14 protein-coding genes are annotated in these 15068 nt (G+C 41.7%); 4 read left to right on the top strand and 10 right to left on the bottom strand.

Features of this window, described 5'->3' with window-relative positions:
* Positions 1 to 13: 13 nt before the first annotated feature.
* Positions 14 to 448 carry a DoxX family protein gene (locus TY03_RS12465; protein ID WP_042370464.1) on the top strand — a complete coding sequence of 145 codons (435 nt, stop codon included), beginning with the start codon at positions 14 to 16 and terminating at the stop codon, positions 446 to 448.
* A 133-nt stretch (positions 449 to 581) separates the two neighbouring features.
* Positions 582 to 1136: a DUF3332 domain-containing protein gene (locus TY03_RS12460; protein ID WP_042370462.1), complete on the top strand. Its 555-nt coding sequence runs from the start codon at positions 582 to 584 to the stop codon at positions 1134 to 1136.
* A 96-nt stretch (positions 1137 to 1232) separates the two neighbouring features.
* Here TY03_RS12460 and tamL read toward each other — a convergent pair whose 3' ends face one another.
* Together tamL and TY03_RS12450 are read right to left on the bottom strand one after the other, a co-directional pair.
* The gene (gene tamL / locus TY03_RS12455; protein WP_042370460.1) at positions 1233 to 3542 is read right to left on the bottom strand and encodes a translocation and assembly module lipoprotein TamL; all 2310 of its coding nucleotides are present in this window, start codon (positions 3540 to 3542) and stop codon (positions 1233 to 1235) included.
* A 97-nt stretch (positions 3543 to 3639) separates the two neighbouring features.
* Entirely contained in the window at positions 3640 to 3867 is a 228-nt protein-coding gene (locus TY03_RS12450) for a winged helix-turn-helix domain-containing protein (RefSeq protein ID WP_042370458.1), read from the bottom strand.
* 284 nt (positions 3868 to 4151) lie between these two features.
* Here TY03_RS12450 and TY03_RS12445 point away from each other — a divergent pair, with 284 nt between their 5' ends.
* Positions 4152 to 4916 (top strand): TrmH family RNA methyltransferase, encoded by a 765-nt coding sequence (locus TY03_RS12445; protein WP_042370456.1) that lies wholly within the window; start codon positions 4152 to 4154, stop codon positions 4914 to 4916.
* On the opposite strand, the gene TY03_RS12440 is transcribed toward TY03_RS12445, so the two are convergent.
* The 6 genes from TY03_RS12440 to TY03_RS12415 form a co-directional block, all read right to left on the bottom strand.
* Positions 4867 to 5124, bottom strand: a complete 258-nt coding sequence (locus TY03_RS12440; protein WP_042370454.1) for a hypothetical protein — start codon at positions 5122 to 5124, stop codon at positions 4867 to 4869. The genes TY03_RS12445 and TY03_RS12440 overlap by 50 nt on opposite strands.
* A gap of 19 nt (positions 5125 to 5143) precedes the next feature.
* A complete protein-coding gene (locus tag TY03_RS12435) occupies positions 5144 to 6193 on the bottom strand; it encodes a DUF4296 domain-containing protein (RefSeq protein WP_042370452.1) in 1050 nt (349 codons plus the stop codon).
* Between the two features lie 9 nt (positions 6194 to 6202).
* The gene (locus TY03_RS12430; RefSeq protein WP_042370450.1) at positions 6203 to 6832 is read right to left on the bottom strand and encodes a lipoprotein signal peptidase; all 630 of its coding nucleotides are present in this window, start codon (positions 6830 to 6832) and stop codon (positions 6203 to 6205) included.
* Positions 6833 to 6938: 106 nt separating this feature from the next.
* On the bottom strand, positions 6939 to 7319 hold the full coding sequence (locus TY03_RS12425; RefSeq protein ID WP_042370448.1) for a TraR/DksA family transcriptional regulator: 381 nt from the start codon (positions 7317 to 7319) through the stop codon (positions 6939 to 6941).
* Positions 7320 to 7352: 33 nt separating this feature from the next.
* Positions 7353 to 10781: an isoleucine--tRNA ligase gene (gene ileS / locus TY03_RS12420; protein ID WP_042370446.1), complete on the bottom strand. Its 3429-nt coding sequence runs from the start codon at positions 10779 to 10781 to the stop codon at positions 7353 to 7355.
* A 554-nt stretch (positions 10782 to 11335) separates the two neighbouring features.
* Positions 11336 to 11581, bottom strand: coding sequence for an RNA recognition motif domain-containing protein (locus TY03_RS12415; protein WP_042370580.1), 246 nt, complete (start codon positions 11579 to 11581; stop codon positions 11336 to 11338).
* A 313-nt stretch (positions 11582 to 11894) separates the two neighbouring features.
* Here TY03_RS12415 and TY03_RS12410 point away from each other — a divergent pair, with 313 nt between their 5' ends.
* Complete coding sequence (locus TY03_RS12410; protein WP_042370444.1) at positions 11895 to 12863, top strand: M28 family metallopeptidase; 969 nt, start codon at positions 11895 to 11897, stop codon at positions 12861 to 12863.
* A gap of 9 nt (positions 12864 to 12872) precedes the next feature.
* Here the strand turns inward: TY03_RS12410 and TY03_RS23015 are convergent, their stop codons facing one another.
* A complete protein-coding gene (locus tag TY03_RS23015) occupies positions 12873 to 13007 on the bottom strand; it encodes a hypothetical protein (protein ID WP_262482517.1) in 135 nt (44 codons plus the stop codon).
* Between the two features lie 215 nt (positions 13008 to 13222).
* A complete protein-coding gene (locus TY03_RS12405; RefSeq protein ID WP_042370442.1) occupies positions 13223 to 15034 on the bottom strand; it encodes a hypothetical protein in 1812 nt (603 codons plus the stop codon).
* Positions 15035 to 15068 lie beyond the last annotated feature (34 nt).

Genomic DNA, 15068 nt, shown 5'->3' with positions numbered 1-15068 from the left:
AACCAAAACACATATGATTTACAATTTCTTATTCCCGACCAAGTATAACGATACAAGAGGATCATCCCTCCTGCTGGTATTGCGTATACTTTTTGGTTTGTTATTAATGCATCATGGATTGCAGAAAGTAATGAACTTCCAAGAACTCTCCCATTCTTTTCCCGATCCGATTGGCTTGGGCGTAGATGTCTCATTAAGTCTAGCTATTTTTGCCGAATTAGTATGCTCCATCGGATTCATTGTCGGTTTCTTATACCGGTTGGCATTAATTCCAATGATCTTTACGATGTGTGTGGTTGTATTCGTCGTTTTCGGACACCAACCATTTTCAGCTAAAGAGCTTCCTTTTATCTATTTATCCGTATTTATCATTCTATATATTACCGGTCCGGGCAAATATTCGATTGATCATTTTATAGGCGATAAATTAACTAAAAGAACGAAATGATATAAAAAAACTACCTACTTTATTTAAAATTCGATTAAACACGGTATATTTGTAGCAAATTAAGTTATTCGAACACAGATATAGAATAAACTTTTTGAATTCATTTATAACCTATTTTTTAATAAGAGTAAGTATGAGAAAAAGAAAATTGACTTTCGTTGCTGCCTGTGTTTTGAGCAGTACTATTTTATTTAGTTCGTGTGTAGGATCATTTGGATTGTTTAATCGCCTTGCCTCATGGAACCAAACAGTTGGACATAAGTTCGTAAATGAATTGGTATTTATTGCTCTGAATATTATCCCTGTATATCCGGTTGCTTATCTGGCAGATGCATTGGTAATCAACTCGATTGAGTTCTGGACTGGTTCTAATCCGATGGCAAACGTTGGAGATGTGAAAAAGGTGAAAGGTGAGAACGGCAACTACATGGTTGAGACATTGGAAAATGGTTATTCAATCACCAAAGAAGGTGAAAAGAAAGCGATGGAGTTGATCTACAACAAGGATGCCAATACATGGAATGTCGTAGCTGAAGGACAGACCACGGAATTATTAAAGATGAATAATGACGGTACAGCGGATATGATGCTGCCCAACGGTAAAACGCTGAATGTATCTTTAGATGCCAAAGGAATGACGGCTGCACGTCAAGTTGCCATGGATAACTTGATGTTTGCTGCACGCTAAGCGTCCTTCCATAAGTTTTCTTAGCGTATACATTACTCCCATAACATTGATAGTCGTATAAACGAAATCAACGTTATGGGAGTTTTTTTATCTCTTTTAGAAAGGATAACCCACGGCAAAATGGAAAGCAAAATCACGACTGAAATCGGGGTGTGTAATCGGGTAGCGATCTTTGCCACTCTTATAGACCGGATTAATAGCTTTCATACCTCCATCAAAACGAAGCACAAAGAAATCCAAATCCAATCTTACGCCTAAGCCATAAGCCACTGCTATCTGTTTATAGAATTCATTAAATTTGAATACACCTCCGGGTTGATTCTCATAACTACGGATGGTCCAGATATTACCGGCATCGACAAACATGGCTCCTTGCAGTTTCCAGAACAGCTTGCTACGATACTCTATACTTGCATCAAGTTTGATATCACCCGATTGATTCAGGAAGTTTCCATCGCCTGCGAATGTTCCCGGACCTAAATTGCGCACTGTCCAGCCACGCACACTATTGGCACCTCCTGCGAAATATTGTTTCTCGAAAGGGATGGTTTTAGCATTTCCATAAGGAACTGCCACTCCTACGCCTATATGAAAAGCCAAAGAGTTGCGATAGTCTATTCTAATATTTTTCGCAAAGTCAAAGTCGCCTTTTACATACTGTGCATAGGGAATATTTAAAATGGCATATTCTCCATCGCTATTCTTGCGCAGCCTCGTAGCTCTTGAGAAAAGATAGAGCAAGTTACCGGCCGATTCAATATTGGCACGAATAGAGTATGAATTAGTCGTAATCGTATTATTCACCAATGAGCTTCCCATGCTATTATAATTATAGCTGTACCCCATTCGCACAATCAATCTGTTTTTATAATTGTAGTCAAAAATGTCGCCTTGTCCTTTATCCTCATAATCCTGACGAAACGTTTCCGAGATCCAAGGCAGATAAAGATAACTGATATCAATCAGATCAATGCGGTGCTGAATACGCTGCCGTTGTATCCATTTATAGCTCCAGGAGGCGGAAGCAATGGTGCGTGAGAACTCCGGACGCACCTGATAATTGTATTGCAGCCCCAACTCGGTCGTCGCCCGAATTTTCCGTTTAAAATCCGAGGATAGAAAGGGAAAAAGAAAATTGGGAAAGTTTACACTCGTTTCTACACCATATTCCAGATAGTTATTATTACGGTAGTCACCTTGTAGCCCGGTAATAGCTTCGTATGCACCACGAAATTTCATCATGAAAGTTTCTGACCCTTTAAACAGGTTTCGGTGCTGGAAAGATACCGAAGCAGCTGCTCCCAAATCGCCTGCCGAGTTCGTTCCTTCCACCTCAAAAGCAACCGATTTATGCTTACTTTTGGTAAGCATCACATAACAATTAAGCTTAGTCGTATCGCCTACCTGTGTTTCAACAAAGCGAATATTCGTATACTTCAAAGCCGGCAGGCGTCCGAAGTTTGTATACGTACGTTGTACCGCCTTTTCGTCATAAAGTTCACCCGATGCAAAACGAAGGTTATCGGTTAGTACTTTGGGGCGCAAATATAGCTTATCCTTATAATATATAGGAAATCCGTTATAGTGAACCGAATCATTTATATTAATGCTACTCAGAGCCGATGATTGCAATACGTCATAGTCTGCTATAAAGCTAATCTTATTTATCTGATATAAAGGATGGTTCTTGGGTTCGTCGGTTTGATGACTCTTATAACGCTGCAAATGCATCGTTAAATCGACCAGATAGGCGTCACGTACCGTATCGGCTGTGTAACTGATATAATCCTTATTAAATTTAAAATAACCATTCGAAAGCAGGTTATCGGTAATACGCTGCCGTTCGGCATCCAATTGAGTCACATCAAACAGCATACCTTCCTTTAATAAAGTACGTGCCGAATCTTTTTGAATTTGTTCGGCTATTTGAGGATCGGAGATGGCATAATTCAATGAGCGAACAGTGTATGGACGCCCTGCATTAATCTCGTAATCCAACTTTATTTTCTTCTTCTTCACCTCGGTGACATGCTTTACAGTTGCACCCATATAACCCATATTTTGGAGTGCTTTGGTCAACTCCTCCTGCGAGCGCTGTGCATCTGCTTCACTATAGACTACAGGGGCATCGCCAATGCGTCGGAAAAACTTATTATACCACCGGGTAGAATCCCGCCCGGAGAGGTTATAAATATAAAGCTGTGTTTTGACCAGACTAAACCATTTGGTGTTTGGATTCTGGCGTATATAAGGCCGGAGACTGGAAGGTTTAATGTCTTTGTTGTTCGTATGTACTTTAACTTCGTCCAATAAATAAGCACCTTCAGGTACAAACTTAGTAGCTGTACACGAAGCCAATGATAGAATTGAAATAGAAAATATGGTGTAAAAAAAACCTCTTCTCATACATTGTATGCATCAAATTATTCGATACGTCATGCAAATATGAGAATAATATTTAAGCTACACAAGAAAGATGAATTTCAATTATCGTAGAATCGGATTATCCAAAACTAAATTCAACAGATTTTTCGATGGACGATACGGTAATTATCCCCTTTTCTCTCCTGACGTGTACTTGATTTTCTCTGGCTAACCAACCAACAGCCAAAGATATACTTTCTACGCTTAGATCAAGCTTTCTAGCCAATTCTGGAATCGTAATTTTGTCTACTACCCTCAACGCATGCCAGACTTTTCCTGAGTGTTCTCCAATATTCTTCTTTTCCATAATTCATTCGGATAAGTAATCATTAAAAATAAAAATTAGTTATATTGCATAAATAATCTATACTTCTTTTAAAACAAACAAATGAAATAAATGGCTTGTGTTTTATTTCTATTTATTACCATTAAACGTTATTTATGATTAATTCATCACATTCAGCGTATAATAAAATGATAAGGGTTTACACACCACTTTTTCTTACTCCGGCAAATAATCTGTAGAAAATAGAGCAAACAGCGTGAGTTATTGAGAATATCTTTATAGATTTGTCCTAAATTACAGTTATTATGACATTATTGAGCAAAAACAAAATCAAGTATATCCGTTCGTTAGAGCTAAAAAAGATTCGTAAGGAAGAAAAAGTGTTCTTGGCTGAGGGGCCTAAATTGGTAGGTGATCTGTTGGGACGTTTTCCTTGCCGCTTTCTTGCAGCAACTTCAGATTGGTTAAAAGAACACCCGGTGCTTCCGGCACAAGAGGTGAGCAAGGCTACATCGGACGAACTTTCGCGTGCCAGTTTGTTGAAAACGCCGCAGCAAGTACTTGCCGTATTTGAACAACCCGAATACTTATTTGATACCGAAGCAGTTCGGCAGTCACTATGCCTGGCTCTCGACGATGTGCAAGATCCGGGCAATCTGGGCACCATTATCCGCCTAGCAGATTGGTTCGGTATCGAGCATATATTCTGCTCACCCAATACCGTCGATGTGTACAATCCGAAAACCATTCAGGCTACAATGGGCGGTATTGCACGTGTTAAAGTGCATTACACTCCCCTGCCCGACTTAATCCGATCTTTAGGCGACATGCCGGTTTACGGGACTTTTCTGGATGGAAAGAATATGTATGAACAGCCATTGTCAGTTCATGGACTCATTGTGATGGGTAATGAGGGAAATGGAATTGGTGCCGAAGTAGAAGAGTTGATTAATCGAAAATTGTATATTCCTAATTATCCGATAGAGCGGGAAACATCCGAATCGCTGAATGTAGCCATAGCTACCGCAGTTGTCTGCGCTGAGTTTCGGCGACAGGCTGCATGGTCGTAAAGTCGAAAGGAAAAAGCAGAAAAGCGGAAAAGTATTTTTCCGCTTTTTCTGTTGATAATACAATCACTCCCGGCATCCATTCTACCGACTCTATCTCTTCGGTCAACGGAAAGTAACGCACCACCCTTCCTTCGTCAAGTTCGACTACGTATTGTTTGAGAAATCCCATATCGGGTACAAACAGATAATGTGATGCAAAACGTTTCATTGCGGGAATAAAAATAAGTTTAATTTCGTTGTCTATTCGACGTACCCACCTGTTGCCTGCGATGCGTACGGCGATCTTGCTGCAATTGCAACCTTTCTTGTTGGATACGCTCTTCCGTCTCAATTTGTTCGGGTTTGATTTGGCGTATTTCATCGCTGCGTTTATTCAACTCCTCGGGGCGCAATCTGGGATGTATCTTTGCCGAGTCGGCAGGCATACCTGTTTTTGTTTTTACAGAATCTCCTTTATGGGCATTGATCGAATCGGTCTGCAATGAGTCCTTGGCGGCCGATGACAGTGTATCGGTACAATGATAGCGCATGAGGCGTATTTTATCGGTCAGTAGCGTCCGGGGCTTCTTGTCAGCCGGATAATAAACAAATCCTTTCACCTCTTTGATTGCACCCAGCGTATCCGAATACAGTTTAATATGCTGCATGCCCGAATCAAAAATACGTTTCACTTTGCTAATGGTGCTATCGTTTTCATACACGATCTGCATAGCCATAATAGCAGCATGTGCCGTATCGGGTTTACCCTCGATAAATAGATAACGCATTTCCCATAAAAGAGTATCTCGTTTCTTAAAATTAGAATCGGCGGGTATGGTAAACGTCATCCGGTTGTTGAGTGGCATACCGGTCAAGACATTCAATTGCCGCCCGAACCAGATGTTGATACTATCTCCCGGAGGGGTTATCTGTGGCTTTTTATCGCGCAATGCAATCAGGTGGTTTATTTCGTCACGTTGTGTCCGAAGGCGTTTGCTAACTCTTTCGTACATTTTGGCCATTATTTCGGTATGGCGTGTGTACCACACAAGTGATGAATCAAAAGTAGCTTCTGTAGTACCGTGTTTCTTAAATACAGCTTCGGTATACAGTACTCTTTTATAGTTTTCATCGTATGGCAGGTTTTCTCCCAGGGCTTGAGCCATGTGATAGTCATACAGCAAATCTTCCATTTGAGATTCGGGTATAACACTATCGGGTTTCTTTACCTCACAACCTACCATTAGTAAGGCTGTTAGAAAAACACAACACAACTGAATACGAAAAAACTTCTTCATTACCTATTTTTACTTTGATTCGATAGAATGATATGACTCGTTTAGGTATTTGCTATAAAACAACAGCAATGCAATGATACCACAACTAATAGCTGCATCGGCGAAGTTAAAGATCGGACTAAAGAAGATAAAATGCTCGCCGCCTACAAAGGGCATCCAAGTAGGCCAGTTGGTATCAATAATCGGGAAGTAGAACATATCGACTACCTTACCGTAAAACCACGTGGAGTACCCTCCCCCTTCGGGCATGAAGCCGGCAATCTGCGAATGTGTACTTTCATTAAACAAAACACCGTAAAATACACTATCGATAATGTTGCCCAATGCACCGGTGAAGATCAATGAAACACAAACGATGTATCCTGTTTTAAAGCCGCGCTTAATAATCTTTATCAGATACCAGGCGATCAATGCTACCGCTACGATTCGGAAAGTGGTAAGGAACAATTTACCGAATATCTCCATACCAAAAGCCATGCCATTGTTTTCGGTAAAATAGATATAGAACCAATCTGTAACATGAATACTTTCGTGCCAGTACATATGAGTTTTAATCCATATCTTGATGATCTGATCAATAATCAACACTGAGAAGATAATCAACAGCGAAATTTGTCCTTTCGTGAGTATTTTTTTCATTATTAATAAAGCTGTAAGTTACGAATTACGAGCTACAAATACAAGTGTCGCAGTATATATACATACTGCTTTGCTTGCAAATTGTAGCTCGTAATGAATAACTAATTTATTTCTTTCCATTATTTTTTGCCTCAATGCTCAATGTAGCATGAGGTACGGCACGCAGACGCTCGGCAGGAATCAACTTACCGGTTTCCCGACAAATTCCGTAGGTTTTATTTTCAATACGAACCATAGCACCTTGCAAGCTCTGAATGAACTTTAATTGACGCTGAGCCAGACGGGTCGTCTCCTCTTTCGACAATGTATTCGCTCCTTCTTCAAGCACTTTATAGGTAGGTGACGTATCATCGGTATCATTACCATCCAATCCCATCAAACTCATTTTCAACTGATCGTAATCACGTTGTGCTAATTCGAGTTTTTCTTTAATAATGGTGCGGAACTCTTCCAGTTCAGCATCCGAGTATCTCGTTTTTTCTGCCATTTCTTTACTAGTTTAAAAGGTTATTATTTTTTATTATTCTTTTACGACATTGACAAATAGGGAGAAGTCGTCAAAATTGAGCTCTGTACCGTCTATCACTTCTTCTGCCAATCTCAAAGGCGGTATGCCTAATACCTGGTTACAAATATAACTATTATATTCATTTACCGCATCATCTGTCTGCGGATTTTTCGACAATGTGATGTTTATCTTATCCGTAATTTCAAAGCCACTCGATTTACGTATATTCTGAATACGATTGACCAATTCACGCGCAATCCCTTCACGACGAAGCTCTTCAGTAATAGTAACTTCCAATGCAACCGTCAGTTTTCCTTCATTGGCTACCAACCAACCGGGAATATCTTCACTAAATATTTCCACATCGGCAGTCTCCAAGATGGCTTCTTCGCCATTCAAATTTAATACATAACGGCCGTTTTTTTCTAATTCGGCAATCGCTTCCTGAGACATTTCGGCTACGGAAGCAGCAACAGCTTTCATCTGTTTGCCAAATTTTGGTCCCAGTTTTTTGAAGTCACACTTCACTTTTTTTACCAATACACCGGCAGCTCCATCTACAAATTTGATATCCTTTACGTTAACCTCATTCATGATCAATGCCTTCACAGCTTCGATGTGTGCTTTCTGCTTCTCGTCCGTTACCGGAATCATGATGCATTGTAGCGGCTGACGAACTTTGATATTTACTTTGCGACGCAGAGCCAATACCATAGAGGTAACATCTTGAGCCATTTTCATGCGATCTTCCAACTCCTTATCGATCACTGCTTCCTGGTATTCGGGGAAACGAGCCAAGTGAATAGAGACAACCTGGTCGCGTCCGGTAGCCGTAATCAAGTCCGTATACAGACGATCGGCATAGAAGGGAGCAATGGGTGCCATTAGTTTGGCTACTGTTTCGAGACAGGTATACAGCGTTTGATAGGCCGAAAGCTTATCTTGTGTGAACTCTCCACCCCAGAAGCGTTTACGGTTCAAGCGAACGTACCAGTTAGACAGGTTATCGTTGACGAAATCCGAAATCAAGCGTCCGGCACGTGTAGGTTCGTATTCGTTATAGCACGTATCTACTTCTTTGACCAATGTGTTCAGTACAGATATAATCCAGCGATCAATTTCGGGACGCTCGCACATCGGCACATCGGCCTCTTTGTATTCGAATCCGTCTACATTGGCATAGAGCGCAAAGAACGAATAGGTATTGTAGAGTGTACCGAAGAATTTGCGACGCACCTCTTCGATGCCTTCTACATCGAATTTCAAGTTATCCCAAGGAGATGAATTGGTAATCATGTACCAACGCAACGGATCGGAACCATACTTTTCGATGGTCGAGAACGGATCGACAGCATTGCCCAAGCGTTTCGACATTTTGTTACCGTTCTTATCCAGCACCAAACCGTTGGATATAACGGCTTTGTAAGACACATTATCGAAGACCATCGTTGCGATGGCATGCAAAGTAAAGAACCAGCCACGTGTCTGGTCTACCCCTTCGGCAATGAAATCGGCCGGGAATACCTGGTGACTGTCGAGCAGCTCTTTATTCTCAAACGGATAGTGAATCTGTGCATAGGGCATCGCACCCGAGTCGAACCAAACATCGATCAAATCTGTTTCGCGATTCATGGGCTGACCAGTTTTCGATACCAGAATGATATCGTCGACGTATGGGCGGTGCAGGTCTATTTTATCATAATTCTCGCCATTGTATGCGCCCGGCACAAAGCCTTTGTCCTTGTACGGATTGGAGGTCATGAAACCGGCAGCAACCGATTTTTCAATCTCATTATAAAGCTCTTCGACCGACTCGATGCAGATTTCCTCTGTATTATCTTCGGTACGCCAGATAGGCAGCGGAGTACCCCAATAGCGTGAGCGACTGAGGTTCCAATCGTTCAGGTTTTCGAGCCACTTACCAAAACGACCTGTGCCAGTCGATTCGGGCTTCCAATTGATGGTCTTGTTCAACTCCATCATGCGCTCTTTGCACGCAGTAGAGCGGATAAACCAGCTATCCAACGGGTAGTAAAGCACCGGCTTGTCGGTACGCCAGCAGTGCGGATAGTTGTGCACATGCTTTTCTATTTTGAAGGCAAGATTGCTTGCTTTCATCATCATACAGAGGCTTACGTCGAGTGTCTCGTCCTGATCGGTCAAGGTGTCGTCGTAGGCATTCTTCACATACCGTCCGGCATACTCCTGATAAAGTTCCACATTGACACGCTCTTTCACAAACGTATCGTCGAGTTCGTCTAAAGTATAGAATTTACCGGTCAGATCGACCATCGGACGCAACTCGCCTTTTTTATTGATCAGTTGCAACGGAGGTACACCTGCATTTTTAGCAACCAAGGCATCATCGGCACCAAAGGTCGGGGCAATGTGTACAATACCCGTACCATCTTCGGTTGTTACATAATCGCCCGGAATCACACGGAAAGCACCTTCGCCCGGATTAACCCATGGCATCAACTGCTCATATTCCATACCGACCAGGTCGGTACCTTTGTATTCGGCAATGACCTTGAAAGGAACCAGCTTATCGCCCACTTTATATTCGTCAAGAGGCAGTTCGGCAGCTTTAGGGTTGAAGTGAGTATGCAACAGAGCTTTGGCCAGCACCACTGTGATAGGCTGTCCGGTATAAGCATTGTAAGATTGTACGGCTACATAATCAATTTTCGGACCTACACAAAGTGCTGTATTCGAAGGAAGTGTCCAGGGAGTGGTGGTCCAAGCAATAAAGTACGAAGTGCCCCATGCAGCCATTTCGGGTTTAGGGTTCTTCATCTTAAACTGAGCCACTACGGTGGTATCTTTCACATCGCGGTAGCATCCGGGCTGATTCAGCTCGTGCGAGCTCAATCCTGTTCCTGCTGCCGGCGAATAGGGCTGAATGGTGTAGCCTTTATAGAGTAATCCTTTTTTGTAAAGTTGCTTTAGCAGCCACCACAAGGTTTCGATATAGCGATTGTCGTAAGTGATGTAGGGGTGTTCCATGTCTACCCAATACCCCATCTTGTGCGTCAGATCCTCCCATTCTTTGGTGAATTTCATAACATCTTTGCGACAAGCGGCATTGTATTCGGCTACTGTAATCGATTTACCGATGTCTTCTTTGGTGATGCCCAGTGTTTTCTCTACGCCCAGCTCTACCGGAAGACCGTGTGTATCCCAGCCTGCTTTACGCATTACCTGAAAGCCTTTCATGGTTTTGTAGCGACAGAAAATATCTTTAATGGAGCGAGCCATGACGTGGTGAATACCCGGCATACCATTGGCAGAGGGAGGTCCTTCATAAAAAACAAATGAAGGACAACCTTCTCGTTCTGTCATACTTTTGGCGAAAACTCCGTTTTCGTCCCACTTCTTCAGCACATCTTTGTTCACCTGCGAGAGGTCAAACTGCGAATATTCAGTAAATCTCTTACTCATGGATTTATTATGATTTTACGATTGACAACTATAAGTAGGGATACCCCTTTGATTTTAAAGGTGCAAATTTACAAAAACATTTGCTTCATTGTATATAAAAGAAGTAAAAAGTAATGCTGTGAAGCATACATATTTAGCGTTATGCTGACTTATACCGCCATAAGTGATGCAATAAACGAGGCTAACAAATACACAAGTATGCCTGAGTGAGCAACTCGAAATAGTGTAGACGAGGAAGATATACAAAGAAAAAGAAGGAGATATAGAAATGAGTCTCGAAGCACACAATACACTGATTACGAACAATGTATATTACAGAAATCGAGTACCTGTCATTTTCTTTTTATTTGCTCGCAAAAGAACGGTATTAAAGGTGTGTTAAGTACGTAGTTTTGGTATCAATGAATCCGTATTCTTTGATACCAAAACTACGTACTCTTGCATAGCTGACGATAAATACAGGCAAAAGCAATTAACATTGTTAAAACATAGGGTACAAGAAAAAGGGACGTATCTTTCGATACATCCCTTTTATTTTATCCTTAATTAATGGATTAGTTACGAGGCAGAGCTTCTTTCACTACCATTTGACGACCTTCGTATTCAGCGCCATTCAGTTCAGCGATAACACGTTGAGCTTCTTCGTCATTAGCCATTTCAACAAAAGCAAATCCTTTAGATCTTTTTGTGTCGCGGTCGATAATCAGCTTTACTGAGTCTACTGTTCCGTATTCTTCCATTACTTGTCTCAAATCTGCTTCCTTAACACGATAGCTAAGGTTTCCAATGTACATGTTCATAAAATAAAAAAAATAAAAATTGATAAATAAAATTAGAAACAACAGAGGTTTGTGATAGATCTGATTCAACAGAAAAATGCGAAAAAAGAAAAATTATAAAACGTTCAATTGTTTACTGTCACAAAGAACGACATTATATTTGAATTACCAACTATAAACAGCTATTTATTTTCATGATTTACTTCATTTTATCAATTGTAGGGCAAAAAAAGTAAATAATTCGTTTTATAGTACGTATCTTTGCAATAAAGAACAAATACACACAATGAAATTGAAAACTCATTTTATTTTATCTGCCTGCTTATTTTGCAGCATGGCTTACGCACAGAAAACCGATTTACACCTTTGTCAATCAACACCCATTGAGAAAGGATTACAAAGTATTAACCGGCAAACAGCCGAAGCGCAAGTAAACTTTTTAGCTTGCGATGATATGGAAGGGCGGGAAGCCGGCTTTCAAGGCTCGCGCCTGGCTGCCCGATACATTAGCTCGCTTTTGCAGATGTGGGGCATACAGCCCGTTGGAAATAGCTATTTACAACCATTCGAGGCTTACCGCAAAGAGCGTCAGCAGCGCGGACGCTTTCAGGTACACCCCGACTCTATCGCTCTATTAAAGCAAGGTGTGCACCAACGTCTGTCGATGAACAACGTATTAGGTATGATACCCGGCAAGAGAACCGACGAATACGTCATTGTAGGTGCACACTTCGATCATTTGGGCATCGATATGGCTTTGCATGGCGACCGCATCTATAACGGAGCCGACGATAATGCCTCGGGCGTATCGGCTGTGTTGCAAATAGCACGCGCGTTTCTTGAGAGCGGTCAACAACCCGAACGCACTGTAATCTTTGCTTTTTGGGATGGAGAAGAGAAGGGATTACTCGGATCTACCTATTTTGTACAAAACTGTTCCTTTCTGAAACAGATTAAAGGCTATCTTAATTTTGACATGATAGGACGTAACAACAATCCGAACAAACCGAAACATGTGGTTTATTTCTATACAAAATCGCATCCGGAGTTCGAAAGTTGGTTGAAACAGGATATTCAACGCTATAAATTAGGCTTGGAGCCCGATTATCGTTCATGGGATAAGCCTGTGAGTGGTAGCGACAATGCTTCGTTTGCGAAATATGACATTCCAATTATATGGTATCATACCGATGGACATCCGGATTATCACCAACCGTCGGACCATGCAGATCTACTCAATTGGGATAAATTAGTCGCTATCACTCAAGCTTCTTTTTTAACGATGTGGAAGTTGGCTAACTAGCCTGCCTCCTTAGTTCTTATTCATCAAGTTCAATGTGGAGCTACTTTTACTCTGCTTCTCACGTTGATACTCGCTCAAGTGCTTAGAGGCCGTCTTGTCCGACTTCTCTTTCTTTACTTCTTTTTTCTTTTCTTGACCTTTCATAATTCAATTGCTTTTAGTTGATTTTATTTTTGCAAGGTACGGTTTACATAAGGAATATTCGTATAAAGTCCGCCTTATTGTTTATTTATAACAATAAGGCGGACTTTCTTGTTTGCTGACAGTGAGTTTATTTAGGCTGTATCAGTCAAAATAAAGTATTCAGGCTTTCCCTCTCTCGTTTTACCGAAAAGAAAAGCAATGCCAACACCTACTCGTTAATCAATACGTTGAGAAACGACTACCCGACGAGTTGATGTCTTTCCGGCATGCGAAGCGGTTACGTCGACTTCCACCAATTTACTTTTTAGGGGAGAATAAGCGGGAGAAGGAATCGCGTTTGCAGCAGGATACAACGTAGACCAATTATACACATGCAGATAGGCGTCAGGATGGTATTTACTACTGAGTTCGGGTACCCCGCCGGGAAGATTAGTGGGTATAACTGTTGGTTGTGACTGAGTAGGATGCAGCACGGCATTGCTTGCTATTGAGGTGACTCTCCTTACTCCCCAGTTTCGATCGGGCGCATCAACTAAATCGATGACATAGGCATTCTCATTTTTCACCGCAGAGATGGATGGATTCCATGACACATAAAACTCTTGCATGAGGTTGTCAGCAATAATCTGAACGGTAGTCTCGACACGCGAAGTGGCACCACTGAAGACAGCATTCAAGTCATACCCTTTTACAGTGGAAGTAGAGTATGCCGATGGCGAAAGAGATACCTCCAACCAATCAACACCGCTGGGTACTACGGCTATAGGGGTAACAAACTCAGTATATGGTTCAGTATAACTGCCGTAGTTAGCTTGCAAAGTTCTGGAACTTGCATAGACCGTGGCTATTGGCCCACTAATCGAAGCACCATATAGATCGAACCCATCACGGTTAACCCCCATATACCACTGCCCATCAGTGACGAGGCGTGCGCTATTGGTTTCGTCAGTCAGCGCTACCTTCACATTAGTAGAAGCGGCCCCAATTGCTGCTGTTTGGGCAGTAGCATATCCGGGGCCATTTACTTGCATTATCGTTATAATATACCGATGGTTACGTACAATATTGAGCGGTGTACCTTGTGCATCGACCATATCTATTTTATAATAACCCAACCTGCCTTTATAGGTAGCAGCGAGAATCACACTCATAAAAGACGATTCATTAGAAAAATGCTCATAGGTATATAAAACAGGCTCCGCACCATCACTCCAAGCTCGATCGTAAGGAAAAAAGTCATTACCGTAGTAAAAATCCACATGTGGTTCGGTAGGGGTTACAGGTTCAGATTGATAATCGGCCGCAGCAACAATACCCTGCGTACGTACACCGGTTGCTGTCATCCCGGTGACAATAAAATCGGACAATCCATTATCAGGTAGTTCTTTGCCTTTAATCACTTGCACACTCGCTGACGTTCGCAATAATTTAATTCCATCTACCTGAGTCTCCACAGTGATGTTGTTGAGTACAATACGCCCCCACATCACTAATGGTAGCATATTGTTGAGTAATGTACTCCGCCCTTCATCTTTCCATTGGTACGATCCGCCTTTCTCGCCTACCGAAAGAAAGGATAAAGAAGATTCGGGGAACCGCATCAAAGATGTGAAATACGCAAAATCTCCCCGAAAAGCTTCTTCATTTACCCGGTAGGGATTGACTAGCAGATGGACAATACGTTTATCAGGCGACGCAGGGACGCTTACCGAAAACTTAACGCCTCCGGGAATGGTAGTTAAGTCAGACTCTTCGATTAGAAAAGGATCTGCCACCATATTTCCGTCTTCATCGTATAAAAGTAAATACAGGTTTATAATATCCGTATCCGTATAGGGAGACTCTGCCCGAGTACCAACTTTTACCTGATCGGGCATGGGTACATTGACCGTAAAGGTAACATTGACCATGCCATCAGATGCCTCTTGTGGTTCGTACTCTTCGGCCCCGTTACACGAGGCGAAGAGGAGACACAGAATATAGGTCAATAAACCTGTTGCTGTTTTCGTTTTATATAATTGTTTCATTTGTTTGTTCTTTATATCTGTTACTTTACATCCG

The sequence above is a fragment of the Bacteroides neonati genome (genome assembly GCF_000499785.1).
Lineage (GTDB): Bacteria > Bacteroidota > Bacteroidia > Bacteroidales > Bacteroidaceae > Bacteroides > Bacteroides neonati.
This window is presented reverse-complemented; position numbering and strand designations above follow the sequence as displayed.